Here is a 25,249-nt window from a genome sequence, read left to right on the forward strand (position 1 = left end):
GGTGAGTCGGTGTCAGGGCACGACGACGGACGGCCGCGCGCCGTCCCACTCCAGGGGCAGCACGTTGAGGCCGCGGTAGGAGGTGTCGGCGTACCAGGAGTGGAAGACCAGGTGGTCCTCGCCGTCCGGGCCGGTGACGACGTCCTGCCCGCCGGGCCCGATGAAGCGCCCGCCGGTGGCGTCGGTGGTGAGCAGCGGCCCGTCGGCCTTCTCGTACGGGCCCTCGACGGCGGGCGCCGTCGCGTACCCGATGGCGTACTCCGCGCCGCCGTAGTCGTTGGCGGAGTAGAGCAGGACGTAGGTGCCGTCCCGCCGGACGAGGGTGGGCGCCTCGACGAGGTTGCCCTCCCACGGCTGGTCCTGGACGAGCAGCCGCACCGGCTCCCCCGCGAGGGCGAGGCCGTCGGCCGTGAGCGGGGCGAGCTGGAGCCAGGTGTCCAGCCCGCAGCAGTTGCCGTCGTTCTTCCACAGCAGGTAGCGGGTGCCGTCCTCGTCGCGGAACGTCGAGGCGTCGATGGCCCCGCCCTCCTCCTCCGGGCACACGACCATCTCCTCCCCCGCGACGGTGAACGGGCCCTCGGGGCGAGCGGACGTCGCGACCCCGACGCACTGCAGGTAGGGGTCGGCGTTCGTCGCGGTGAAGTACAGGGCGAAGGTGCCGTCGTCGAGCTCGGTGACCTCCGGCGCCCACGTCTTGCCCGGGATGGTCCACGACGACGGCAGCTCCGGCAGGGCGTCGTCGAGCAGCTCCCACGTCTCGAGGTCCGTCGAGCGGGCCACCCGCACGTTGCGCAGGTTCCCGTTCGTCGCGTAGGCGTAGTAGACGCCGTCGACCTCGAGGACGTCGGGGTCGGGGAAGTCGTCGGCGATCACCGGGTTCACGTCCTCGGCCGCGGACGTCGCGGCGGATGGGGACGGCGGGTCCGCCCCGCCCTCGCCCGTCCCGCCCCCGCACGCGGCGAGCACGCCGGCGCCGGCCAGCGCCGCCGTGAGCCGCCGCCCGCTCACCCCTTGAGCCCCGAGCGGGAGACGCCCTCGATGATGTACCGCTGGAGGAAGACGTACATCGCCAGCACCGGGATGCTCGCGATGACCGCCCCCGCCATGAGGAGGTCGTAACGCACGGCGTTGGCCGTCTGCAGGGTCGACAGGCCGGCCGGCAGCGTCTGGATCTCCGGGCTGAACAGGACGTACACCGGCCACAGGAAGTCGTTCCAGTTGGTGAGGAACGACAGCAGCGCGAGCGTGGCCAGCGCGGGCCGGGCCAGCGGCAGGGCCACCTTGTAGAAGGTCTGCCACTGGTTCGCGCCGTCCAGCCGGGCCGCCTCCTCCAGCTCCCCCGGCAGGCCGACGAAGAACTGCCGCATGAAGAAGACGCCGAACGCCGAGGCCGCCGTCGGCACGATGATGGCGAGCAGGGTGTTGAGCCACGCCAGCTGCCCGACGATGAGGTAGTTGGGGATGATGAGGATGACCGGCGGGACGAAGAGCGTCGCGACGACGATCCCGAAGACGACGCCGCGCCCCCGGAACCGCATCCGGGCCAGCGCGAACCCGGCGAGGGTCGACGTCGCCACGACGAGCGCCGCGTTCGCCGTCGCCGCGACGAGGCTGTTGGCGAACCAGCGCAGCACCGGGGTCCCCGGCGCGTTGAGGATCGACTCGTAGGCCGCCGTCGTCGGCGGGGTGGGTACCCAGGTCGGTGGCAGACCGGCCGCCTCGCCGCGGGTCTTGAACGAGGTGAGGACCATGTAGACGAGAGGGCTGATGAACAGCGCGGCGAGGGCGATGAGCAGGACGTAGCGCAGCACCGTGCGCCCGACCGGCTTGCGGCGCGTCGGCACGCTCGACCGCGTGCGGGTGGTCGTGGTGGCCATCAGCCCTTCCTCTCCCGGAAGAGCCAGAAGACGACGATGCTCAGCACCATGAGCGCAGCGGTGAGGATGTAGCTCATCGCCGCGGCGGTGCCCATCTGGTAGTTGCGCAGCCCGGTCTCGGCGATCTGGTAGATCGCCGTGCGGGTCTGGCGCCCGGGCCCGCCCTGGGTCATGAGGTAGGACTGCCCGAACATGTTGGCCGAGGCGATGATCGTGATCGTCGTGATGAACCCGAGCACGGGCCGCAGCCCCGGGAACGTGACGTTGCGGAACTGCTGCCACGCGTTCGCGCCGTCCACCCGCGCGGCCTCGTACAGCTCGCCCGGGATGTCCTGCAACGCGGCGAGGTAGATGACGGCGTTGAACCCGAGCGTCCACCACACCGTGACCCCCACGAGGCTGACCCACACCGCCGGGCTCGAGGTGAGCCAGGGGGTGGAGTCGGGCAGCCCGAGGAGGCCGAGGTAGTAGTTGACCAGCCCGATGTTGTTGTCGAGCAGGTAGCGCCACAGCACCGCGACGACGGCGACGCCCAGGACGTAGGGCGCGAAGTACACCGCCCGGAAGAAGTTCCGGCCCTTGAAGCGCATGTTCATCACGAGCGCGACGCCGAGCGGCACGGTGAGCAGGAACGGGACGGAGAAGACGGTGAAGATCCCCGTCGCCTGCATCGCGTCCCAGAACTGGGCGGCGGTGATCGAGCCGGTGTCGAAGAGCCGGACGTAGTTGTCCAGGCCGACGAACGGCTTGTTGGGCAGCGTGTAGTCCCAGCGGTGGAGGCTGATCCACGCGCCGAGGACGACCGGTGCCGCGACGAAGGCGAGGAACAGGACGAGGTAGGGGGCCAGGAAGAGCCACGGCGTCGCCTTCCCGTGGGACGGGATGCCACGCCGCGACCCCTCCCGCAGCCCTTCCTCGCTGCGCGGCGGCGCCACAGCGGTGGTCATCTCAGCCCCCGAAGCTCTCGAGGTTCTCCTCCATGAGGTTGGTCGCCTGCTCGGCGGCCGTGCCGAGCGCGCTCCCCGGCTCGGTGTTCCCGAGGACGGCGTCGGCGATCGCGGGCTCGAGCGCCTCGGTCTGGACGCCGCCGACCCCCGGCACAGGCGGCAGGAAGCGCATCGTCTCGATGACCTCGGCGATGACCTGCTGCGGACGGTCGTCCATGACGCCGCTCTCGCGGACGGACAGGCGGGCCGGGATGAGACCGGACCCGGCCCACTCCCCCGACTGCTCCGACATCCACGCGATGAACACCTGGGCGGCGGCCGCCTTGTTCTCGTCCTGCGCCGCCTGACGGGTCATGAAGAAGTGGTGGGAGTTGGCCCAGACTCCCTCCTCCTCACCGATCGTCGGGATCGGGGCGATGCCGTAGGGCACCTCCTCGGCCTCGAGGTCGTTGATCTGCCAGATGCCGTCCCAGGTGATCGAGGTCTCCCCGTTCTTGAAGGCGATGTACTGGGAGTCGGGGGCGACGTCGTTGGGGCTGTACCCCTCGTCGATGATCGCGCGCTGCCACTCCAGCGCCTCGACGGCCTCCGGGGAGTCGTACATCGCGGCCGAGCCGTCCTCGGCGTAGATCTCCGCGCCGTTCTGCCAGGCGAGGGACAGCCACATGAGGTGGCTCGGCCACACCTGCGGCATCCAGAACGGCTGCTCGAAGCCGGCCGCCTGGAGCGCGTCGAGGGCCTCCATGAAGGAGGCCTCGTCGGTGGGCGGCTCGGTGATGCCGGCCTGCTCGAAGTGCTCGGTGTTGTAGTACATCGCCAGGGAGTGGACGTCGAGCGGGATGCCGTAGCGGGCGCCGTCGTAGATGGCCGCCTCCCAGACCTCCGGGGTGAAGTCGTCGGCCGTGAGCTCGAGCGACTCGGCGAGGTCGTCGAGCGGGACGATGACGTTGCGGGCGGCCATCGTCGCCAGCTGGTCCAGGTGCATGACCCCGACCTCCGGCCCCTCGCCCTGGGTGACCGCGGCGGGCAGCCGCTGGTAGAAGTCGCCCCACTCGATGGTGTTGGGGACGATCGTGATGTTCTCGTGCTCGGCGTTGAACCGGTCGACGAGCTCGGCCATGAAGGGCCCGTCACCGCCGGTGAAGCCGTTCCAGTAGGCGAGCTCGACCTCGGGACCGGTGTACTCGCCGGTGAACTCCGGGACCTCGCTCTGCTCACCGCCGCCCGCGGCGTCCTCGGCCGTCTGGCCGCCGCCGCACGCGGCGAGGAGGACGGCCGTCGTGGCCGTCGCGACCAGTGCCGAGGCCCTACGGGCCGTAGCCCGCGGTGTCCGTGTGCTTGTCATCGTGAAGCCCCCTCGTCGATGAGGCGCACCTCCGGCCCTTGGAGGTGCCCGGAACGCCTTTGTAACACAGGCGGTAAACGTTGTATAGCGCGGGACGTGCTCGTTGTGGTCAGATGGTCGGGCCGCGCCCCGCGCAGTGGCGGTGGGCGGCCTGCAGGCACATCTGAGGGAGGGGCGACCCATGAGGTCTCGTGTCGGGCTACGTGACGTGGCGGCCCACGCGGGCGTCTCGATCAAGACGGTGTCGAACGTCGTCAACAACACCGGCTCGGTCACCGAGGCCACCCGCGAGCGCGTCGAGGAGTCCCTCACCACCCTCGGCTACCGCCCCAACCTCGCCGCCCGGCACCTGCGCCAGGGGTCGAGCGGGCTCATCGCCGTCGCCCTGCCCGAGCTCACCCAGCCCTACTTCGCCGAGCTGGCCGCCGAGCTCGTCCGGGCGGCCAAGGCCCGCGGGCGGATGGTGCTCCTCGTGCAGACCGAGGGCGCCGAGGAGTCCGAGCGCGCGATCCTCGAGGGGGTGGACCTGCCGGTGCTCGACGGACTCGTGCTCTCCCCCCTCGCCCTCGACGGCCCGACCCTGCGCCGCCGGACCGACAGCTCCCCGCTCGTCCTCCTCGGTGAGCACGCGGGGGACGGCGTCTTCGACCACGTGACCATCGACAACTGTGCCGCGGCCGCCGAGGCCACGACGCACCTGCTGGACCTCGGGCGACGGCGGGTGGGGGCGATCGGCGCGCAGCTCACCGGGCCGAACGAGACCGCGGTGCTCCGGCTCGCCGGCTACCGTCGCGCCCTCGCCGCGGCCGGGGCCGCGCCGGACGAGGCGCTCGTCGCGACCGTCGACCAGTTCCACCGGTCCGACGGCGCGGCGGCGATGGCACGGCTGCTCGACCTGCCCGAGCCACCCGACGCCGTCTTCTGCTTCAACGACGCCCTCGCCCTCGGCGCGCTGCGCACCCTCGCCGAGCGCGGGGTGCGGGTGCCGCAGGACGTCGCCGTCGTCGGCGTCGACGACGTCGAGGAGGGCCGGTACGCCACGCCCTCGCTCACGACCGTCTCCCCCGACAAGCGCGCACTGGCCACCGCCGCGATCGACCTCGTCCTGCGCGGCGGGGCCGCCACCGGCACCCCGCCCCGGACGGTGACCGTCGCGCACACCCTCGTCGTCCGCGAGAGCACCGCCGGCCGCACCCCCCTCACGCCCCCACCCCTTCTCCCGTCTCCCGCCTCACCCCCGTCTCCCGCCTCTCCCCCTTCCCGCCCGTCTCCCCCTCTTCCGCCGAGCGCTGGATCGTGCACACGAGCCCCCGACCCCGAGGAGCACTCATGACCACCGCACCGACGCCGTCGCCCGTCAGCCACCAGGACGGCACCTACCCCCGCCCGCAGCTCCGGCGCACGGAGTGGGCCGACCTGTGCGGGGAGTGGGACTTCGCGGTCGCCCGCGCGTCGCGCCCCGGTGATGTCGACTTCGACCGGCGCATCACCGTGCCGTTCCCGCCGGAGTCACCGGCCTCGGGGGTGGGCGAGACCGGCTACCTCGGGGAGGTCTGGTACCGGCGCGAGCTCACCGCCGAGGACCTCGAGCGCGCCGGGCTCGGCACGCAGGGCGAGCGGCTCGTCCTGCGCCTCGGTGCCGTGGACTACCAGGCCGACGTGTGGCTCGCAGGCACCTACATCGGCCGGCACACCGGTGGCCAGACCCCGTTCGGGTTCGACGTCACCGGGGCAGTGGCGGAGGCGGCCGGACCGCTGGAGCTCGTCGTCCGGGCGGTCGACGACCCCCACGACGTCGCCCAGCCGCGCGGCAAGCAGGACTGGCAGCGCGAGCCGCACGTCATCTGGTACCACCGGACCACCGGCATCTGGCAGCCGGTCTGGCTCGAGGCGGTGCCCGCCCAGCACGTCGCGGAGCTCGCCTGGGAGGCCGACGTGCCGGGCGCCGCGGTCGTCGCCACGGTTCGCCTCGCGGAGCGGCCGACGCCGGGGACCACCGTCACCGTGCGGGTGGAGCACGACGGCGAGCTGCTCGCCGAGCACCGGGTCGCCGCGCTGGACCAGGACGTGCGGGTGAGCGTCCATCTGCCCCGGCAGGCCAACGGCCAGGCCTACGAGGACCTCCTGTGGTCACCGGAGCACCCGACGCTCCTCGACACGACCGTCACGGTCGCCGACGACGCGGGCCGGGCGGCCGACGTCGTCGCCTCCTACGTCGGGCTGCGGTCCATCGGCGTCGCGCACGGCCGGCTGCTCCTCAACGACCGGCCCTTCCACCTCCGCTCGGTGCTCGAGCAGGGCTACTGGCCCGGCACGCACCTCGCGGCACCGAGCGCGGACGCGCTGCGCGAGGAGGTCGAGCTCATCAAGGCGCTCGGCTTCAACTCCGTGCGCGTGCACCAGAAGGCCGAGGACCCGCGGTTCCTCTTCTGGGCCGACCGTCTTGGGATCACCGTGTGGGGCGAGACCGCCAACGCCTACGCGTTCTCCCCGCGCGCGGTGGAGCAGCTGACGAGCGAGTGGGTGGCACTCGTGCGCCGCGACCTGTCCCACCCGTGCATCGTCACGTGGGTCCCGCTCAACGAGAGCTGGGGCGTGCAGCACGGCGCGCACGACGACGCCCAGCAGCACTACGCCGTCGGGCTGGCCAACCTCACCCGTGCGCTGGACCCCACCCGACCGGTGGTCTCCAACGACGGCTGGGAGCACACCGACTCCGACATCCTCACGATCCACGACTACTCCCCCACCGGGGCCGAGCTGCGCCGGCGCTACGGTTCGGCCGAGGCGGTCCGGGCCGAGCTCGCCGGGATCGGCGCGGCGGGGCGGCGCCTGCAGCTGCGGGCCGACGACGGCGACAAGCCGGTCGTGCTCACCGAGTTCGGCGGGGTGAGCTTCGCGGCGCGCCACGACGGGGACTGGGGCTACTCGACGGCGTCGGACGCGGCTGACTTCGAGGCCCGCCTGCGCGACCTCCTCGACGCCGTGCGCGACAGTGCGCTGGCCGGGTTCTGCTACACCCAGCTCACCGACACCGGCCAGGAGACCAACGGCCTGCTCGACGAGCACCGCCGCCCCAAGCTCCCCCGCGAGACCCTGCGGAGCATCATCACCGGCGAGTGACCCGCCAGAAGTCCGCTCTCGCGCACAACCCCGCTCTCGCACACAAGTCGGCTCTCGCACGAAACTCCGCTCTCGCGCACAAGTCGGCCCTCACGCGAAACTCCGCTCTCGCACGAAACTCCGCTCTCACGCGAAACTCCGCTCTCGCGGGGAGGTTGGGGACACCTCCCTCCCCCGCGACAGCGGAGTTTCGCTCGACAGCCGGGTTCTGCGCGACAGCGGGGTTCTGCGCGACAGCGGGGTTCTGCGCGACAGCGGGGTTCTGCGCGAGAGCGGGTTTGTGCGCGAGAGCGGGGTTGTGCGGAGGGCGCCGGGACGGCGAACGGCCGGTCGCTCCCACGGGGAGCGACCGGCCGTTGCGGTCTGTGCCTGCCTCAGTGTCGGGTCGCGGCCAGGCGGGCTGCCTCGGCCATCGGCGACAGGTCGCCGTCGGACACGACGGCCCGCCACGGGCCGGCGCCCCGGCGCTCGGCGAGCGCGAAGGACGCGTCCTCGACGTCGAAGCAGAGCTGGACGGCGGACTCGGGGGCGGTCCAGGTGAGGACGGCGCGCGTCCCGTCGATCTCCGAGGAGAACTCACCCTGGAAGGCCTCGTGGGAGGACCGCAGCCGCAACGCCTCGAGCTGACAGGCAACGACCGGCCGCTCGAGGTGCGCCTGGACGTCCTGCGGCGTGAAGTAGGCGCGGTTGATGTCGCGGCCGACGCCGGTCCGCCCGAAGAGCTCCATGTCGTTCTCCCCCGCGAGCAGGCCGACGTAGTAGACCTGCGGGATGCCGGGGAGCATGAGCTGGACGAGCCGGGCGAGGAGGTAGCGACGGTCGTCGCGGCCGAGCGCGTCGTAGAACGTGCAGTTGACCTGGTAGAGGTCGAGGTTCGACGCCGCGGCGCCGGTCGCCAGGCGGCTCGCGCCCCCGCTCGCGTCGTGGATCGACTCGACGAGCGCGTCGATCTGCTCCGGGCCGAGCAGCCCCGGCTCCCCCGGCCGCAGGTCGTTCGGGCCGACGTCGACGATGCCGATGCCGTCGTGGGTGTCGAGGACGGTGACGGCGTTCGTCGGCCGCACCTCCATCCAGCGCGCGAGCGGCGCGAGGTCGCGCCCGTGCAGCGCGTGCAGGACGAGCGGCGGAAGCGCGAAGTCGTAGACGTAGTCGACGGTGCGGGCGATCTCCACCTGCTGGAGGTAGTGCCCGTGGATCTCCAGGAGCACGCTCGCGCCCCGCTCGTGGGCCAGCTCGGTGATCCGGTCGACGTAGGCCTGCGTCGCCGCCGTCATGAAGCAGTCGGTGCCGGCCTCCTTCCCTGCGTAGCCGACCGCGTCGAGCCGGATCATCGTCACGCCGGCGCCGGTGAGCGCGTCGAGCACGGAGACGAGGTAGTCCCAGGCCTGGTCGCTGCGCAGGTCGATGTCGACCTGCTCGGGGGTGAAGGTCGTCCACACGAGCCGCGGCACCCCGCCGAGCGTCATCGTCGTGAACGGCAGACCCGGCCGCGGCCGGTAGATGCGCGCGAGGTCGGCCTCGGTCACGCCGTCGGGGAAGACGGAGGACAGGGTGAGGAACATCGGCGCCCACGGGGAGTCGTCGCCGTGCTCGACGACGTCACGGAACTGCTCGGACCGGATGGAGACGTGGTTGACGATGACGTCGCTCATGACGACGCCGCGCTCGCTCAGCGCGCGGATGTCCTCCCAGGTGCCCAGGCGCGGGTCGACGATCGTGTGATCCTCGGGGTCGAACCCGGCGTCCGCGCCGTCGAAGGGGCGGTAGTAGGGCAGCACGTGCACGCCGTCGAAGGCGCCGGCGAGCGGGCCGTCGAGGAGGCGGCGCAGGTCGGTGAGCCCGCCGCCGAGCCGGTCGGCGTAGGTGATGAGCTGCGGGCCGTCAGGGTGGTTCACAGGTCGTCCTTGATCTATCGGGGGGCGCGTCACGCGTCGAGCAGGAGGCGGCGCAGCCAGGCGAGGCGGGCCGCGCGCGCGTCCTGCGAGAGCGTTGCCCAGGGGGCGAGGAAGTCGAAGGCGTGGTTGCCGCCGGGCCACACGTGGAGCTCGGCCGAGCCGCCGGCCTGCCAGATCCGGGAGGCGAAGGCGACGCACTCGTCGCGAAAGGTCTCCACGGTGGCGACGTCGACGAAGGTCGGCGGCAGGCCGCTGAGGTCCTGCGCCCGTCCCGGCGCGGCGTAGATCGGCACGTCGGGTCCGCCGGCGGCGTCCCCGAGGTAGGCACGCCAGCCCGTCGCGTTGGCGGTGAGGTCCCACGTGCCCACCCCCCGCATCTGCTGGGCCGAGAAGGTCTCGTTGCGGTCGTCGAGCATGGGGCAGGCGAGGAGCAGGCCGAGCAGGTCCGGCCCGTGGTGGTCGCGCCCCCACAGTGCGACGGCGGCGGCCAGGCCGCCGCCGGCGCTCACGCCGCTGAGGATCATGCGTGTGGGATCGAGGTTCCACTCGCGCGCGACCTCCCGCAACCCGGTGAGCGCGCCGTAGCAGTCGAGCACCGGGGTGGGGTACGGGTGCTCGGGTGCGAGCCGGTAGTCGACCGACGCGACGGCGCACCCGGTGTGCGCGGCGAGCTCGAGCGTCGCCGGGAGGTCGTCGAGCGGACCGCCGAGCACGAGCCCGCCGCCGTGGATGTGCACGATGACGGGCAGCGGCCCGCTCGTGCGCACCGGGCGCACGAGCACGACCCGCACGTCGGCGCCGTCGGCCGCCGAGGGGAAGGTGAGGTCGGTGCGCTCGAAGGTGCCGTACCTCGTCACCTGCTCCGGCGGGACGGGCACTGCCCGCCCGCGGATCACCGCGATGTCCTCGGGCTCCATCCCGACGACGGCGTCCGGGTCCGCGGCGAGCGCGGCCGCGATCGCCGGGTCGAGCGGCGGCGGGGTCCAGGTCATCCCTTCACCGCGCCCTGGAGGAGCGCGGCGACGAAGTGCCGCTGGAAGATGAGGAACACGAGGAGCGTGGGCGTGAGGATGAGCAGCGACCCGGCGCACAGCAGCGGGATGTCAGTGCCCCACTGCCCCTGGAAGGCGCCGAGGGCACCGGCCATGGTCCGCTTCGTCGGGTCGTCGACGAGGACGACCGCGAGGAGGAACTGGTTCCACGTCCACAGGAACATGAGGATCGCGAGGGAGGACAGCGCCGGCATGGACAGCGGCACGTGGATGCGGCTGAACAGCTGGAGGTTGTTCGCGCCGTCGATCCGGGCGGCCTCGGAGATGTCCTCGGGCATGTTGACGAAGTGCGCGCGCATCCACATGACCGCGAACGGCATGAACAGGCCGAGCAGCGGGAGGATGATCGCCCACCGGGTGTTGAGCAGCCCGATGTCACGCATCTGGTAGTACAGCGGCACGATGATGCCCTCGAAGGGCAGCGTGAGGCCGAGGATGAAGACCACGAAGATCCACCGGCTGCCCGGGGGACGCAGGTGGCCGAGCGCGAAGCCGGCGAGGGTCGCCATGAGCAGCGCGAGCGGCACGACGCCGATCTCGATGAGCACGCTCGAGACGAGCAGCTTCTGCATGTTCGCGGCCTGGAACGCGGAGAGGAAGTTCCCCCACTGGGGCTCCTCGGGCCACGACAGCCCCGCCGGATAGGTCCCGGTGGGGTGCAGCGCGGTGACGAAGAGCGTGACGAACGGGACGAGGGTGATCACCATGAGGATCACCAGGACGAGCCGGCCGAGCCAGAGCTCGCTTGCGGAGGTCTTCACTGCTCCCTGCCTCGGATGAGCCGCTGAAGCGGGATGACGATGATGAGGACGAGCACCATGAGGGCGACGGCGAGGGCGGAGGCCTGGCCGACCTCACGCTGGAAGAACGCGAGGTAATAGATCTCGAGGCCGGGCACGAGGGTGCTGTTGCCCGGGCCGCCCTGGGTGGAGATGTAGATGATGTCGAAGCTCGCGAGGGCCGAGATCACCGTGACGGTGAGGCACACGGCGAGCTCCTGACGCAGGCTCGGCAGGGTGACGGACCAGAACTCGCGGATCGGGCCCGCGCCGTCGAGGCGGGCGGCCTCGTAGAGCGCGGGGTCGATCTTCGACATGCCCGCGAGCAGGAGCACGAGGCACAGACCGAGGGACACCCAGGCGCCGATGACGCCGACGGCGGGCAGCGCGGTGTCGAAGTCACCGAGCCACGCGCGGGTGATCCCGTCGAGGCCGATGAACCGGAGGAACTGGTTGACGACACCGTCGGTGGCCATGATCCAGGTCCACATGATGCCCGCCGCGACGAGCGGGATGACCTGGGGTAGGAACAGGACGGTGCGCCCGACCATCGCGAGCCGGCTCGTGGCGAACTTGCGGATGATCGCGGCGGCGACGAGCCCGAGAGTCACAGGCACGAAGCTGAAGTAGACGATGAGCTGGAGGGCGTTGAGGATCGGGCCGAAGAGCTCGGGGTCCGACAGCAGCCGGGAGTAGTTCTCCGTCCCGACGAAGGTCGCCTCGGTGACCCCGTTCCACTCGTACAGCGAGTACTGGAACGTGAAGATGATGGGGCGCAGGACGAAGGCGACGTAGAAGAACGCGGCGGGGAGGACGAGGGCGAGGGCCGCCGCCGCACGGCGGCGGCGGGCCCACGCTGCTCCCCGACCCGGACGCGCGGGGGGAACCGTCCCCCGCGCGTCCGCCTCCGGCGTGAGCCGGGAGATGGTCAGGTCGGACATCAGCCGATCTCGTTCTCGTACTCCGTCTGGACGACGGGAAGCAGCTCGGCGGCCTCGATCTGCCCGGCGACGAGCTTCTGGAGGTTCGGCGTCCAGCCCTTGGCGTAGATGCCGCCGGTGGCGTTGGCGATGAAGTCCATCGAGCCGTTGTCCTCACCGATGGTCACGCCGGCGGCCAGGGTCTGCGCGGTCACCGAGTTCTCGTCGATCTCGGGCATGAACGCGTCGACGGGGCCCATCGGGTGGGAGCCACCGACCTCGACGGCGATGGTGCGGGCCGCCTCGTCCGTCGCGATCCAGTTGAGGAAGTAGGCGGCGCAGTCGGCGTTCTCGGCGCCGTTCCCGATGCCGTAGGTCAGCGGCGCGGACATCGCACCGACCTCGCCACCCTCCTCGACGGGCGGCATGAGGAAGAAGCCGACCTCGCCGGGGACCTGCGAGTCGAAGGTGCCCGACTCCCAGTCACCGTTGAAGAAGAAGAGGTTGTCGCCCTCGAGGAAGCGCGCCATCGACTGCGAGTAGTCCAGCGAGTTGATGTCCTCGGCGAAGTAGCCCGCCTCGATCCAGCGCTCGAGGTGCTCGACGGCCTGGAGGTTGGTGGGCGTGTCGATCGTCGCGCCCTCCTGCTGGTAGACCCAGGCGTTGACCTCGGAGGGCTCGCCGTAGGAGGCCATGAGCATCTGCAGCGGGAAGGCCAGGCCACCCGTGGCGCCACCGTTGAACTGGGCGCTCGGCGTGATGCCGGCGTCGACGGCGGCCTGCATGTAGCCGTCCAGCTCCTCGAGCGTCGCCGGCGCCTCGGTCATGCCGATCTGCTCGGCGAGCGCCTTGTTGTAGAAGACGCCGGTCATCGAGAAGTTGAGGCCCATCGCGTAGAGCGGGCCGGAGCCGCGGCGGCCCTCGTCGTCCACGCGCATCTGCTCGAGTTGGGAGGAGGGCCACTCGTCCCAGCCGAACGCCTCGGCGTAGGGGTCGAGGTCGAGGAGCAGGCCGTCGGAGGCGAGCTCGCTCATCTGCGGCAGGCGCATGAGGTCCGGCGGGTCGTCGGCCAGGACGCGGGGGGCGTTCTGCGTGAGGACGGCGAACTGGTCCTCGCGGATGTCGAACGTGACGTTCGGGTACTGCGCGGTGAACTCGTCCGCGAGCTCACGGAACAGAGGGAAGCCGGTCTCGACGTAGGCGTCGATGACGACGTCACCGGAACCGCAGCTGGGCGCCTCGCCCGAGGCGGTCGCGCTGTCAGTGGCGCCGGCGTCGGCGCCGGTCTCGTCGTCGGAGCTGGTCCCCGGGGCGGAGCAGGCGGACAGCGCCAGCAGCCCGGTGAGGCCGAGCGCGACGACGCGCGACCGGCGGTGTGTTGAGAGGGTGCGAGACACCTTCATCTCCCTTCAGAGGGGGCGAACGCGCGGGAAGCGCGCTCGGCTAAATCGTGTTAGCAGGCACATGTGACCACCGCCATCCAAGGTGTGTCAAGGTGGCGGGTGGCGGGTCACCGAACCGTTACCATCGGCGCCGAGAGGAGGACCATGCCCACCAGACGGGTGACCCTCGCCGACGTCGCGCACCAGGCGGGGGTGTCGTCGTCGACCGCGTCCCTCGTGCTGAGCGGTCGGGGCCGTGAGCTGCGCATCTCCACCGCCGTCCACGACCGCGTGCGGGAGGCCGCCGAGACCCTCGGCTACCGCCGCAACACGATCTCCGTGGGCCTGCGCAAGGGCCTGACGAACACGATCGGCTTCGTCTCCGACACGGTCGCCTCCTCCCAGCTCGCCGGTGGCATGATCCGCGGCGCCCTCGACGCGGCGCGCGAGAGCGGCTACATGCTCTTCATGAGCGAGACCGGCGGCGGCCCGGTCCAGGAGCGCCGGGCGATCGAGGCGATGCTCGACCACCGGGTCGACGGCCTCATCCTCGCCTCGATGTTCACCCGGCAGCACGGGGCGCTGGCGGTGGAGCTGGAGACGCTGCCCGTCGTCCTGCTCAACTCACTCCCCCCTGACGGCGGAGGCCCGGCCGCCATCGTCCCGGACGAGCAGGCCGCGGGCCGGGCCGCTGCCGAGCAGCTGCTCGCCGCCGGCCACCGCGACATCCACCTCATCGGCGCGGGCCCCACGCTCGAGGACGCCCCGGCCGCCTCCGAGGCCGGTCGCCTGCGTCTGGCCGGCATCCTCGAGGCGCTCACCGAGGCGGGCGTCCCGCCGGCCTCCGGCTACCCCTACCGCTCCTGGAACCCGGCCCACGGGTGGGAGGCCGTGCACGACCTCCTCGAGCGCGGCAAGGTCCCCGAGGCGCTCCTGTGCTTCAACGACCGCCTCGCCTTCGGCGCCTACCAGGCCCTGCAGGAGGCTGGCCTGCGCATCCCCGAGGACACCTCGGTCATCTCCTTCGACGACGCGCCGCTCGCCGGCTGGCTGCGCCCCACACTCACGACCTTCGCCATCCCCCACCGCGCGATGGGGACCATGGCGGTGGAGATGCTCGTCGGCGCCCTGCGCGCCGAGGGCGCCCACCCGCTCGGCGCGCAGGTCCACCGGGTGAGGATGCCGCTGCGGGAGCGCGGCTCGGTCGCCGTCCGCTCCCCCGCCTGAGACCTCCCGCCCAACCTCGGCCCAGGCAGCACGTGCAGACGACACGCGCCCGACGTCGCCTTTGACCTCTCCACGGGTGCCACGTAGCCTCCCGCTACATCGTTTTAGCACCGCTCATCGAGCCGGTCGAAGGAGACCAATGCAGACAACGACAACCCGTTCACCACGGCAGCGCCTGCGCCGCGCGCTCGTCTCGACGCTCGTCCTCCTCCTCGGTGGCCTGGCCGCGACGGGTCCGGCGGCAGCCGCCACGACCCCGCCCGCGGAGGACGGCATCCTCAGCATCACCCCCGTCACCGAGGTCCTCACGTTCGGACAGAAGGTCGTCGCCGTCGCCCTCGAGTACGGCGCCGACGTCGACCCGGCGGCGCTGTCGACCGACGACTTCTCCGTCCTCGACAGCCCGTACAACTTCCGCGCCCACGACGAGACCGACCTCGACACGCTCGAGCCACGCACCGTCACCGCCGTCTACACCAACGACCGGCCGGCCCTCCGGGCCGACGGCACCTCGACGCGCGGCACCTACGTCATCGTCGAGCTCGACCCCGCGGACCGGGGCGGCAACACCGTGGTCCGCTCCATGTGCGACGGCTTCCTGTGCTCGGAGAAGCTGCGCGACCCGCTGGCGACCCAGGTCGTCCAGCTCGGGGACGTGCACGGCTACCCCACGGGCGAGGCGCCCGCGCCACTCCTCGCCGCCGGGTCGGAGGACGCCCTCCCGATGACCGCCCCGCCGGTCGACCCCGTCGTCGACGAGTTCCGCTCCGACGTCATGCCCTTCCCCGGTGCCGACCTGCCGTACTCCTACCGCCTCCCGGCGGACTACGACCCCTCGCGCTCCTACCCGCTCGTCGTCGTCCTCCACGGCTGGGGCTCCGGCTTCGACGGCGTGAACCACGGCGTCAACGTCGCCGTCGACGTCATGGCCACCTCATGGGTGCGGCCCGAGTGGACCGGCAGCGAGGAGGACGTCATCGTCCTGGCGCCGCAGAACGTCCGCGGCGACGACGAGGTCGAGTGGACGTCCGTCCTCGCCCTCCTCGAGCAGTTCACGGGCGAGTACGCCGTCGACGCGGACCGCACCTACGTGACGACGTTCTCCTGGGGATCCACCATCGCCTGGAACCTCGTGGCCGAGCGGCCCGACCTGTTCGACGCCGCGCTCATCGTCTCCGGCTTCCCGGTGAGCGAGGAGCAGGCCGCGTCGATCGCCACCGCGCGGACGCCGGTGTGGATCACCCACGCCACGAGCGACCCGGTGCTCCCACCGGACTTCGGGCGCACCTCGGCCGAGGTGCTGCGCACGGCCTACACCGCCGCGGGCGCCGAGGACGCCGAGGACCTCGTCCGCTTCACCGAGTACGCGGACGACGCCTTCACCTACCCCGACTACCACGCCGCCACCGGTCCCACCTACAGCGACAGCTCGATCCTCCGGTGGGTGCTGGCGCAGGACCGCTCCCCCAACCGGATCGAGAGCGTCACCCCGGTCACCGAGGTCTCCTCCTTCGGCCAGCAGGTCACCGGGCTCGTCCTGGAGTACGCCGACGTCGTCGACCCCGCGTCGCTCAGCCCGGCCGACTTCACCGTGCGCGACACCGCCTACAACTTCCGGTTCACCGGCCTGGAGGAGCTGGAGAACCTCGTCGAGCGGGAGGTCGCCGACGTCTACACGACGGACGACCCCGCCCTGCTCCTCGAGCAGGACCGACCCGAGGCGCCGGGCCGCTTCGTCGTCGTCGACCTCGCAGACAGCCCCGAGGGCGGGTGGACCGTCATGGTCTCGCTGTGCCCGACGTTCCTGTGCTCGGTGATGATCAACCCGGACCAGCCGACCGAGGTCGTGCAGGTCGGTGACGTGCGCGCGCCGAGCGGGGCCGTCATCTCCCGGGGCGACGCCGACCGGGCGTGGCCGCTGACCGAGCCCGCGATCAACCGTGAGGTCGACCAGTTCGTCCACGCGACGTTCGAGTCCGACGTCGAGGGCGTCACCGGCCCGGACCGCACCGTGCGCTACGACTACCGCCTGCCCGACGGCTACGACCCGGCGCGGCAGTACCCGCTCGTCGTCGCCCTCTCCGGGCACGGCATGGGTTTCGACGGCCAGAACGAGCGCGTGCAGCTCGTCGCGGACATGCCGGCGACGGCGTGGTTCCAGGAGGAGTGGACGGGCACCGACGAGGACGTCATCGTCCTCGCGCCGCAGAACGCGCGCCTGGGCAAGGAGCTCGAGGCGGCTCAGGTGCTCCAGCTCCTCGAGGACTTCACCGGCCGGTTCTCCGTCGACGAGCGCCGTGTCTACGCCACGTCGGTCTCCTACGGCTCCCAGCTCATGTGGGAGATGTTCTCCACCCGGCCCGAGCTCTTCGCCGGCGGCCTGCTCACCGGCGGCTTCGCCGCCGACGAGGACGAGTACGCGCTCATCGCCGCAGGCGAGGTACCGATGTGGATCACGCACGGCACCAGTGACCACCTGCTCCCGGTCGAGAACGCCGAGGGCGCGTACGACGCGCTCGTCGCGGCCTACCGCGACCGCGGCCTGAGCGAGGAGCGCATTTCCGAGCTCGCCCTCTGGACGGAGTACGGCGACGAGGCGTTCTCGCTGCCGGACTACCACCTCGCCTCGGCCCCGACCTACGAGGACAGCGCCACGCTCCAGTGGCTGCTGGCCCAGGTGCGCCCGGTCGAGGACGACGGCGCGGCTCCCGGTGAGGAGCAGGGTTCCGACGGTCCGGTCGAGACTCCGGTCCCGGACGACGCCGGTACGGACGAGGTGCCCGCCGGCTCCGGCGGCGCGCTGCCGACCACCGGCGTGCCGGTCGCACCGATGCTGGCCGCACTCCTGCTGCTCGTCACCGGCGGCGCGGTCACCCTCGCCGTCCGCCGGCGCAGTATGGGCTGAGCCCTTCCGCTACGAAGGCCCCGGTCCTGTTCTCGCACAGGGCCGGGGCCTTCGCGTTGCGCCGGGTACCTGAGGCGCGGCGCCGGGCTGCCGTGTCAGCCGAGGGTGGAGCGGCGCCTGCGCACGACCCCTGCCAGTGCACCACCGGCCGTCAGCAGGACGAGCGCCGCGACGGCGCCGAGGATCACGCCGTCCGCGCCGGTGCTGGGCAGCGCGCCGGCGCCGGCGCCGGTCGGGGCGGGCGCCGCGTCGGTGCTGTCCACGACAGGCGCCTCCGTCGGCTGGTCGGAGGGCGGGGGCGCCGGCTCCGCCGAGGGCTCCTCTGCCGGCTCTTCGACCGGCTCCTCGAGCGCGTCCCAGCCCTTCGACTCGACGCTCCAGCCGGGCACCTCGCACAGACCGCACGGCTCGAGGAAGTACGCCTCGGCCTGTGCGTTGCCGTTGAGCACGAAGTCCAGCCAGTTGACGAAGACGGCGACCTGCTCCTCCAGGCTCTCCACCATGCCGTCCAGCGGGAGGACGTCGCCCGACTCGTCGAGGCGGACACCGTAGAAGAACTGGCCGTGGCCGTTCTGCGGGTTCGTCACGTAGACGGCCGGCACGGTGGCCAGCTCGTAGTTGGCGATCGTGTTCCCCATCGCACCGTCCAACGGCCCCCCGTCGAGGAACATCGTGGGAGTGTGCAGGTCCTCGAGCCTGTCGCGACCGTAGCCGAGCGGCGGCTCGCCGCCCTCCGGCGTCTCGAACAGACCGCTGTTCGCGGAGATCACGGTGTCCACGCGCGGGTCGGCCCCGGCGACCAGCGCCTCGATGCCGCCGCAGGAGCTCCCGGACACCGCGACCGGCGAGTCCGCGATGGCGGACCCGAGCTGCTCGTGCGCCTGGGGACTGGTCTCTAGCCAGTCGATGATCTCGATCATCCGGTCGGGCTGCGGCATCCCGGTGAGGGTGTTGCTCGGAGCCTCCGGAGCGCCGTCCGCGACGACGACGAACCCACGGGCGGCGATGAGCATCAGGCTGCTCATGAAGAAGGGGTTCGCGGGCCGGCAGCCGCCGTTGCCCCAGATGAGGACCGGCACGGGCTCGCCCGGCGCGAGGTCGGTGGGCCGGTAGACCGTACGGTCGGGCAGGCCCGCGGCCGCTTCACGTGCGACCGGGTGGAAGCTGTCGATCGCGGGGGCGTCGTGGGTGTCGGCGGCAGCCACGGTGCCGGTACCGACCAGGGCCGCTACGGCGATGGCGACGGTTGCCAACCGTCGACTCGTGCGAGTACGTCCGAACATGGTTCCTCCAGTTGTTGTGACAGTGCTCCTGGCGGGACGACGCCCGGGGCCACAGGTGCGAGGGCATGGCCCCCACCGTCGGCGGCGCCGGGCAGAGCACATCCGTGTGCGATCCCTGCCAGCTGACCGGCCGGCTGTCGACGGCGCGGCGGGTTAGCCCACCTGCGCTGCTTCCCCGTGTGTTCCGCATGCGACGACGAATGCTGAACCGATTTAGCCCGACCATAGCGTCACTCGTCGATCACCACAACGACTTGCGGGCCGCCGTGTCAGGCACCCCCGACGGGTCGGCCGTCAGCCGGGCGAGCCGCCCTGGGGGGGCACCGGCTCACGCCCCCGAAACGAGGAGGTCCGCACGTCCGCGCGTCGCGGCGATGACCTCGGCGTTGCGCTGGTCGGAGCCGAGTGACCGGTCGCGGGCCTCCGCCGGGGAGCGGCCGTAGCGCTCGTGCCGGGCGATGAGCCGGGCGACGCGGACGTCCGCCGGCAGGTCGACGTACCAGCACTCGTCGAGCAGCGAACGTACGCCGGCCCAGTCGCCGTCGTCGACCAGGAGGTAGTTTCCCTCGGTGACGACGAGCTGCACCTCGCGCGGCACCGGCACGGCGCACGCGATCGGCTCCTCCAGGGCGCGGTTGAAGACCGGCGCGTAGACCACGCGCTCGTCGCCGACCCGGAGGCGCCGCAGCAGGGCCACGTAGCCGAGCGCGTCGAAGGTGTCCGGCGCCCCCTTCCGGTCGTGCCGTCCGAGCCGCCGGAGCTCAGCCTCGGCGAGGTGGAAGCCGTCCATCCCGACGAGGCGGGCCCGGTCCCCGAGCGCCTCCATGAGGGCCTGGGCCAGGGTGGACTTCCCGGCACCGGGTGCCCCGGTGATGCCGAGGATGCGCCGTCCGGGGCGCATGGCGAGGGTCCACGCGCGCTCCAGGAGGGCCGGGGCGAGGGCGCCCGGGTGCAGTGGGCTCACGTGCTCTCCCCCGCCGGGGCTGCCGCGCCCGTCATGATCTCCACGACCTCCCGCATCGAGCTCGCTCCCGGCGTCACGACGGCGGCCCGCCGACCCAGCCGGTGGATGTGGATCCGGTCCGCGATCTCGAAGACCTGCGGCATGTTGTGGGAGATGAGCACGACGGGCAGGCCGCGGTCACGGATGCGCCGGATGAGGTCGAGGACCATCCGGGACTCGCGCACCCCGAGCGCGGCGGTCGGCTCGTCCATGATGACGAGGCGGGTGCCGAAGGCGGCCGCCCGCGCCACCGCGACGCTCTGCCGTTGACCTCCGGAGAGCGTCTCCACCGGCTGACGCACGTCGGGGATGCGGACTCCGAGGGACTCGAGCTGGCGCCGGGCCTCGGCCCGCATCGCGCCGCCGTCGAGCACGCGGAACAGCCTGCCCACCACACCCGGGCGGCGGAGCTCTCGGCCGAGGAAGAGGTTGGCGGCGATGTCGAGCGCGGGGGCGACGGCGAGGTCCTGGTACACCGTCTCGATCCCCCGCTCCCGCGCGTCGAGCGGGGAGCGGAAGGCCACCGGCTCACCGTTCATCCGGATCTCCCCCGCGTCCGGCACGACGGCACCGGACAGCACCTTGATGAGCGTCGACTTGCCGGCGCCGTTGTCGCCGACGACGGCGAGCACCTCCCCCGCACGGAGGTCGAAGTCGGCGTCGACCATCGCCCGGACGTGTCCGTAGGACTTGCTCAGCCCGCGCGCCTCGAGGACCGGGACGTCGTCGTCGCTCATCGCGCCGCCCTCCGCCGGGAGACCTGGTCGAGAGAGACGGCGACGATGACGAGCACGCCGGTGGCGACGTCCTGGTAGAGGTTGTCGATGCCCGCCTGGGTGAGGCCGGAGCGCAGGACCCCGACCACCAGGGTCCCGATGAGCGTGCCGACGACGCTGCCCCGCCCGCCGAACAGGCTCGTCCCCCCGATGACGACGGCGGTGATGCTGTCGAGGTTGCCGGTCTGGTAGGCGTTGGGGTCCGCGTTGGGGATGCGCCCGAGCGCCTGCCAGGCGGCGATGCCGTAGAGCGCGCCGGCGGCGACGTAGACCGACAGGACCGTGCGCCGCGTCTTGATCCCGGTGAGCCGGGCCGCCTCGGGCGCGTTCCCCACGGCGTAGACGTGCCGGCCCCAGGCCGTTCGGCCGAGCATGAACCAGAAGAGGGCGAACAGCCCGAGGAGGAGGAAGGACCCCCACGTGACACGCACTCCTGCCACCGTCATCCCCTCACCCCAGAACCGCAGGACACGGTCGGCGACCGGGTAGCTGCGCGACTCGGCGTAGAGCCGGGCGAGCGCGTAGGTGACGGTGAGGATCCCGAGGGTGACGATGAACGGCGGCAGCCCGAGCCGCGTGACGAGCACCCCGCTCACCGCCCCGAGGAGGATGGTGACGGCGAGCCCGAGGACGAGCGCGAGCCACGGGTCCCCGCCGTTGACGACGTGCTTGGCCATGACGATCGTGCCGAGCACCGCGATCGCGCCGTTGGCGAGGTCGATGCCCGCGGTGAGGATGATGAGCGTCTGCCCCAGCGCCAGCGTCCCGATGACGATGGACTGCTGGAGGATGAGGGAGGCGTTGCCGACGGTGGCGAAGGTGTCGGTCGTCAGGGTGAAGACGACGATCGCGATGACCAGCGCGCCGAGCGGGCCGATGACCGGGTTGCGCAGCGCGCGCCCGAGCCTCTCACGTCTGACGACGGCGGCCGGCGCCTCCTCGACCGTCCCGCTGCTGGGTGGCATGGCCCCTCCCCTCTCCGGTCGGCCCGCTCAGCCCCAGCAGTTCTCCAGGCCCCACTCCGTGGTCTCCGACTCGATGCCCTCGACAGGGTCGTCGGTGATGACGACGGAGCCGGTGTCGACGAACCCGGACGGCGCCTCGCCACCGCCCGCGGCCTCGATGACCGCGTCCATGCCCTGGCGGACCATCTCGGCCGGGAACTGCATGACGGTCGCCGCGTACCGGCCGTCGGCGACGTCCTGCACGCCCTGGCAGCCGCCGTCGATCGAGCCGATGACCACCTGGTCGGTGAGGCCCTGCGCCTCGAGCGCGGCGTAGGCGCCGCGGGCGGCGGGCTCGTTGATCGTGTAGACGGCGTTGACGCCGGGGTTGCGCTGGAGCAGGTTCTCCATCGCGGTCTGGGCGTTGTTCTGGTCGCCCTGGGTGTTCTCCACGCCGAGGATCGCCGCGTCCCCCTCCTCGACCCCGAACCCCTCGAGGAACCCGTCGTGGCGGAAGGTGTCGACCGTGCCCCCGGCGGTGCCGTCGAGCATGATGAGCGCCGGCTCCTCCTCCCCGAGGGCGGCGCGGACGTAGGCGCCCTGCAGCCGCCCGGCCTCGAGGTTGTCGGTCGCGAAGGTCGCGTCGACCGCGTCCGCTGGCTCGGTGGCGGTGTCGAGCGCGATGACGACGATGCCCTGCGCCCGCGCCTGCTCGATCGCACTGAGGACGCCGGTGGAGTTGTTCGGGGTGATCATGATGCCGTCGACGCCCTGGGCGATGAGGTCCTCCATCGCTTGCACCTGGCCCTCGTTGTCCCCGTCGAACGCGCCGGCGAGCGCCGTGAGCTCGACACCCTGCTCGTCGGCGTAGTCGGCGGCGACCTCCCGCATGGTGACGAAGAACGGGTTCGTCTCGGTCTTGGTGATGAGCCCGATGCTCACGTCCTCGCCACCGGTCGCACCGCCCCCGGTGGTTGTCTCGCCGCCGTCGGGCTCGGCGTCGGAGCCGCACGCCGCGAGGAGGAGCGCGGCCGCCCCGATGGCGAGCAGTCCTCGGCCCTGCTGTCCTGTCGTCGGTCGGTTCGTCTTCACGGCACGCCCCCCTGCGTCCAATGTGGTGTACGTCACACCGACATGGCGCGAGTGAACCAGTGCGCTCCCCGCGTGGCAAGCACCGCGCGGGCGCGTCGCCGGGGCGTCGCAGCACCAGGCGCCCCGCTCGTCGTCCACGGGACGCGCGTGCCCTCCGGACTCCCCGCGCTCCCGGTCCGTGGCACCTACAGTGACCGGGTGCCCGCCCCGCATCCTCCCGGTGCGGGTCTGCGACCGGCGGACCCGCGGTTCCGCCGAGCCCTGCTCGCACTCGCGGCCACCGGCGTCGCCGCCTTCGCGATGATCTACGTCGTCCAGCCGCTGCTCCCGCTCGTCTCGCGCGACCTGGGCGTCGACGCGACCCGGGCGAGCCTGCTCGTCTCGGTCTCGACGCTCGCCATCGCGGTCGCCGTCCTGCCCTTCGCGCGGCTGTCCGAGCGGCTGGGGCGGGGCCGGCTCATGGTCCTGGGACTCGCTGCGGCCGCAGCCGCCGGGATCCTCGCCGCGTTCGCGCCGTCGTTCGCGCTCCTGCTCGTGGCCCGGGGTGTGCAGGGCGTGGCGCTGGCGGCCGTGCCCGCCGCCGCGGTGGCGTGGGTGGCGGAGAACATCGACCCGGGATCGGTGACGCGGGTGGCCGGGCTCTACATCGCGGGCACGACCGTGGGCGGGATGGGCGGGCGGGTGCTCGGCGGCGTCGTCGCCGACGTCGCCTCGTGGCGCACGGCGCTGCTCGTCGTCGCCGTCGTCGGTGCGGCGCTCACCGCGGCGGCGTTCCTCCTCCTGCCGGGCGGGATCACCGCCCGGACCCGCACCGTGCGTGATACGCCCGCCGGGCGGGGCCCGGCCGCCGGTCGCGCCGCACGGGTGCGTCTCTACGTCCTCGCCGGGCTCGCGATGGCGATGTTCGTCGGGATCTACAACGTCATCGGCTACCGGACGAGCGCCCCGCCGTTCCTCCTCGGCACCGGGATCGGCTCGATGTTCTACCTCACCTACCTCGCCGGGACGGCGACGTCCTCGCTCGCCGGGCGCCTCGAGCGGCGCGCCGGGCTGCGGACGACGGCGCTCGTCGGGCTGGCGGCGTGCCTGGCCGGGGTGGGGCTCACCGTCCCGGACTCGCTCGTCCTCGTGTGGGTGGGGCTGGCCGTCGTGGCCGCGGGCTTCTTCATGGTCCACGCGACCGCGTCGGCGAACGCCGCCCGCCTGAGCCCGCGGCCGTCGGACGGCTCCGGGCTCTACACGTTCGCCTACTACCTCGGCTCCTCGGTGGGCGGGGTGGTGCTCGGCCAGGCGTGGGAGCTCGGCGCGTGGGGCGGGACCGTGCTCGCGTCCGTGGCGCTCATCGGGGCGGCCACCGTCGTCGCTGTCGGGCTGCCGCGGCGGACCGTCGGCGCGCGCACCGCCTGAACTGGTGCCCCGCCCGGCATAGTGGACCCCGATGCGCCACATCGACGACGCCGAGCGCCGCGCCCGCCTCGCGGTGCGCCACGGCCTGCACCCCGCCCACCGGCTGGCCGACCCGGTGGCCGTCACGCGGGCGATGACCGTCCTGCACGCGACGGAACCGGCGACGGTCCACCTCGCGGTCCACGCCCGCACCGAGGGCGTGAGCCCGGAGGACGTCGACGCCGCGCTGTACGAGGACCGCTCGCTGGTCAAGCAGCTCGCGATGCGCCGGACCCTGTTCGTCTTCCCGCGTGACCTGCTGCCGGCCACGCTCGGCAGCGCGAGCGCGCGGGTGGCCGCCGAGCAGCGCCGGGTCATCGCCCGCGACATCGAGAAGCACGGGGTGGCCGACGACGGCGCCGCGTGGGTCGACGCGGCCGCGAGCGCCGTCCTGGCCCACCTCGCCCGGTCCGGCCCGCTGTCGGCGCGCGAGCTGCGGGAGCGGGTCCCCGAGCTCACCGGCTCCATGACGGTCAACCTCGACAAGAAGTACGGGGGCACGTTCCAGATCGGCCCCCGCGTCCTCACCATGCTCGGCGCGGAGGGGCGGATCTCCCGCGGTCCCAACGCGGGTCACTGGCGCATCAACCGCCCGACGTGGACGCTCGCGGACGCGTGGCTCGGCGAGCGTCCCGCTCCGCTGACCTCCGACGAGGGGTACGCCGAGCTCGTCCGCCGCTGGCTGACGACATTCGGCCCCGGCACCGTCGAGGACGTCCAGTGGTGGCTCGGCTCGACCAAGGCCGCCGTGCGGTCCGCGCTCGCCGCCCTCGACGCGGTGGAGGTGTCGCTCGACGGCGGGCAGGTCGGCTGGGTGCTGCCCGGTGACGAGGAGCCGGTCCCGGACCCCGGGCCCTGGGCGGCCCTCCTGCCCACCCTCGACCCCACGACGATGGGCTGGAAGGGCCGCGGCTTCTACCTCGACCCCGCCGACGTCCCGTACCTCTTCGACACCAACGGGAACGCTGGGAACACGGCCTGGTGGGGCGGGCGGATCGTCGGCGCCTGGGTGCAGGACGACGACGGCGCCGTCCGCGTCGTCCCGCACCGCGACGTCGGCGCCGAGGGCAGGGCCGCCCTCGACGCCGAGGCCGCCCGGCTCACCGCCTGGCTCGGCGGGACCCGCATCTCCAACGTCTACTCCAACGCGTTGATGAAGCAGGCCCGCCTCCCGTAGCCCCAGCCCCTAATCAAGCCCTCGCCCCCTCCCTCTCTCCCCCGCGACAGCCGAGTTCCGCACGACAGCCGACTTC

At 72.4% G+C, this 25,249-nt stretch carries 20 protein-coding genes; 6 read left to right on the plus strand and 14 right to left on the minus strand.

Annotated elements, in window-relative coordinates; all coding sequences use genetic code 11:
* Positions 1–12: 12 nt before the first annotated feature.
* From FE251_RS09340 to FE251_RS09355, 4 genes are read right to left on the minus strand one after another with little or no spacing between them, the layout of a single operon-like run.
* Positions 13–1,008 (minus strand): glycoside hydrolase family 43 protein, encoded by a 996-nt coding sequence (locus FE251_RS09340; RefSeq protein WP_230976381.1) that lies wholly within the window; start codon positions 1,006–1,008, stop codon positions 13–15.
* Complete coding sequence (locus FE251_RS09345) at positions 1,005–1,877, minus strand: carbohydrate ABC transporter permease (protein ID WP_139071154.1); 873 nt, start codon at positions 1,875–1,877, stop codon at positions 1,005–1,007. Before FE251_RS09345 ends, FE251_RS09340 begins: the two co-directional genes overlap by 4 nt.
* Positions 1,877–2,824 carry a carbohydrate ABC transporter permease gene (locus tag FE251_RS09350; RefSeq protein WP_139948580.1) on the minus strand — a complete coding sequence of 316 codons (948 nt, stop codon included), beginning with the start codon at positions 2,822–2,824 and terminating at the stop codon, positions 1,877–1,879. The genes FE251_RS09345 and FE251_RS09350 overlap by 1 nt, the downstream gene beginning before the upstream one ends.
* 1 nt (position 2,825) lies before the next feature.
* The gene (locus FE251_RS09355; protein WP_168202700.1) at positions 2,826–4,169 is read right to left on the minus strand and encodes an ABC transporter substrate-binding protein; all 1,344 of its coding nucleotides are present in this window, start codon (positions 4,167–4,169) and stop codon (positions 2,826–2,828) included.
* 181 nt (positions 4,170–4,350) lie between these two features.
* Here FE251_RS09355 and FE251_RS09360 point away from each other — a divergent pair, with 181 nt between their 5' ends.
* Positions 4,351–5,502, plus strand: coding sequence for a LacI family DNA-binding transcriptional regulator (locus tag FE251_RS09360; protein WP_139948582.1), 1,152 nt, complete (start codon positions 4,351–4,353; stop codon positions 5,500–5,502).
* Complete coding sequence (locus FE251_RS09365) at positions 5,499–7,292, plus strand: glycoside hydrolase family 2 TIM barrel-domain containing protein (protein ID WP_139948583.1); 1,794 nt, start codon at positions 5,499–5,501, stop codon at positions 7,290–7,292. Before FE251_RS09360 ends, FE251_RS09365 begins: the two co-directional genes overlap by 4 nt.
* Positions 7,293–7,666: 374 nt before the next feature.
* Here the strand turns inward: FE251_RS09365 and gtfA are convergent, their stop codons facing one another.
* The 5 genes from gtfA to FE251_RS09390 are packed head-to-tail and all read right to left on the minus strand — an operon-like array spanning position 7,667 to position 13,341.
* Entirely contained in the window at positions 7,667–9,187 is a 1,521-nt protein-coding gene (gene gtfA / locus FE251_RS09370) for a sucrose phosphorylase (protein ID WP_139948584.1), read from the minus strand.
* Between the two features lie 29 nt (positions 9,188–9,216).
* Positions 9,217–10,179, minus strand: coding sequence for an alpha/beta hydrolase fold domain-containing protein (locus FE251_RS09375; RefSeq protein ID WP_139948585.1), 963 nt, complete (start codon positions 10,177–10,179; stop codon positions 9,217–9,219).
* On the minus strand, positions 10,176–10,946 hold the full coding sequence (locus FE251_RS09380; protein ID WP_139071167.1) for a carbohydrate ABC transporter permease: 771 nt from the start codon (positions 10,944–10,946) through the stop codon (positions 10,176–10,178). Before FE251_RS09380 ends, FE251_RS09375 begins: the two co-directional genes overlap by 4 nt.
* 50 nt (positions 10,947–10,996) lie before the next feature.
* Positions 10,997–11,959: a carbohydrate ABC transporter permease gene (locus tag FE251_RS09385; protein ID WP_139948586.1), complete on the minus strand. Its 963-nt coding sequence runs from the start codon at positions 11,957–11,959 to the stop codon at positions 10,997–10,999.
* Positions 11,959–13,341: an ABC transporter substrate-binding protein gene (locus FE251_RS09390; protein WP_139948587.1), complete on the minus strand. Its 1,383-nt coding sequence runs from the start codon at positions 13,339–13,341 to the stop codon at positions 11,959–11,961. The genes FE251_RS09385 and FE251_RS09390 overlap by 1 nt, the downstream gene beginning before the upstream one ends.
* Positions 13,342–13,485: 144 nt before the next feature.
* Here FE251_RS09390 and FE251_RS09395 point away from each other — a divergent pair, with 144 nt between their 5' ends.
* The gene (locus FE251_RS09395) at positions 13,486–14,547 is read left to right on the plus strand and encodes a LacI family DNA-binding transcriptional regulator (RefSeq protein WP_179954749.1); all 1,062 of its coding nucleotides are present in this window, start codon (positions 13,486–13,488) and stop codon (positions 14,545–14,547) included.
* A 139-nt stretch (positions 14,548–14,686) separates the two neighbouring features.
* Entirely contained in the window at positions 14,687–17,452 is a 2,766-nt protein-coding gene (locus FE251_RS09400) for a PHB depolymerase family esterase (RefSeq protein WP_139948588.1), read from the plus strand.
* Between the two features lie 95 nt (positions 17,453–17,547).
* On the opposite strand, the gene FE251_RS09405 is transcribed toward FE251_RS09400, so the two are convergent.
* The 5 genes from FE251_RS09405 to FE251_RS09425 form a co-directional block, all read right to left on the minus strand.
* Positions 17,548–18,705 carry an LPXTG cell wall anchor domain-containing protein gene (locus FE251_RS09405; RefSeq protein WP_179954750.1) on the minus strand — a complete coding sequence of 386 codons (1,158 nt, stop codon included), beginning with the start codon at positions 18,703–18,705 and terminating at the stop codon, positions 17,548–17,550.
* 358 nt (positions 18,706–19,063) lie between these two features.
* A complete protein-coding gene (locus FE251_RS09410; protein WP_456237488.1) occupies positions 19,064–19,690 on the minus strand; it encodes a nucleoside/nucleotide kinase family protein in 627 nt (208 codons plus the stop codon).
* 5 nt (positions 19,691–19,695) lie between these two features.
* Entirely contained in the window at positions 19,696–20,475 is a 780-nt protein-coding gene (locus FE251_RS09415; RefSeq protein WP_139948590.1) for an ATP-binding cassette domain-containing protein, read from the minus strand.
* The gene (locus FE251_RS09420) at positions 20,472–21,479 is read right to left on the minus strand and encodes an ABC transporter permease (protein ID WP_139948591.1); all 1,008 of its coding nucleotides are present in this window, start codon (positions 21,477–21,479) and stop codon (positions 20,472–20,474) included. Before FE251_RS09420 ends, FE251_RS09415 begins: the two co-directional genes overlap by 4 nt.
* 27 nt (positions 21,480–21,506) lie before the next feature.
* Positions 21,507–22,550 (minus strand): substrate-binding domain-containing protein, encoded by a 1,044-nt coding sequence (locus FE251_RS09425; RefSeq protein WP_168202701.1) that lies wholly within the window; start codon positions 22,548–22,550, stop codon positions 21,507–21,509.
* Positions 22,551–22,622: 72 nt separating this feature from the next.
* On the opposite strand from FE251_RS09425, the gene FE251_RS09430 reads away from it, so the two are divergent.
* Both FE251_RS09430 and FE251_RS09435 read left to right on the plus strand, forming a co-directional pair.
* Positions 22,623–23,957: an MFS transporter gene (locus FE251_RS09430; RefSeq protein ID WP_139948592.1), complete on the plus strand. Its 1,335-nt coding sequence runs from the start codon at positions 22,623–22,625 to the stop codon at positions 23,955–23,957.
* A gap of 31 nt (positions 23,958–23,988) precedes the next feature.
* Positions 23,989–25,173 carry a winged helix DNA-binding domain-containing protein gene (locus FE251_RS09435; protein ID WP_139948593.1) on the plus strand — a complete coding sequence of 395 codons (1,185 nt, stop codon included), beginning with the start codon at positions 23,989–23,991 and terminating at the stop codon, positions 25,171–25,173.
* The last annotated feature ends 76 nt before the right edge of the window (positions 25,174–25,249 follow it).

This window comes from Georgenia wutianyii (genome assembly GCF_006349365.1).
Lineage (GTDB): Bacteria > Actinomycetota > Actinomycetes > Actinomycetales > Actinomycetaceae > Oceanitalea > Oceanitalea wutianyii.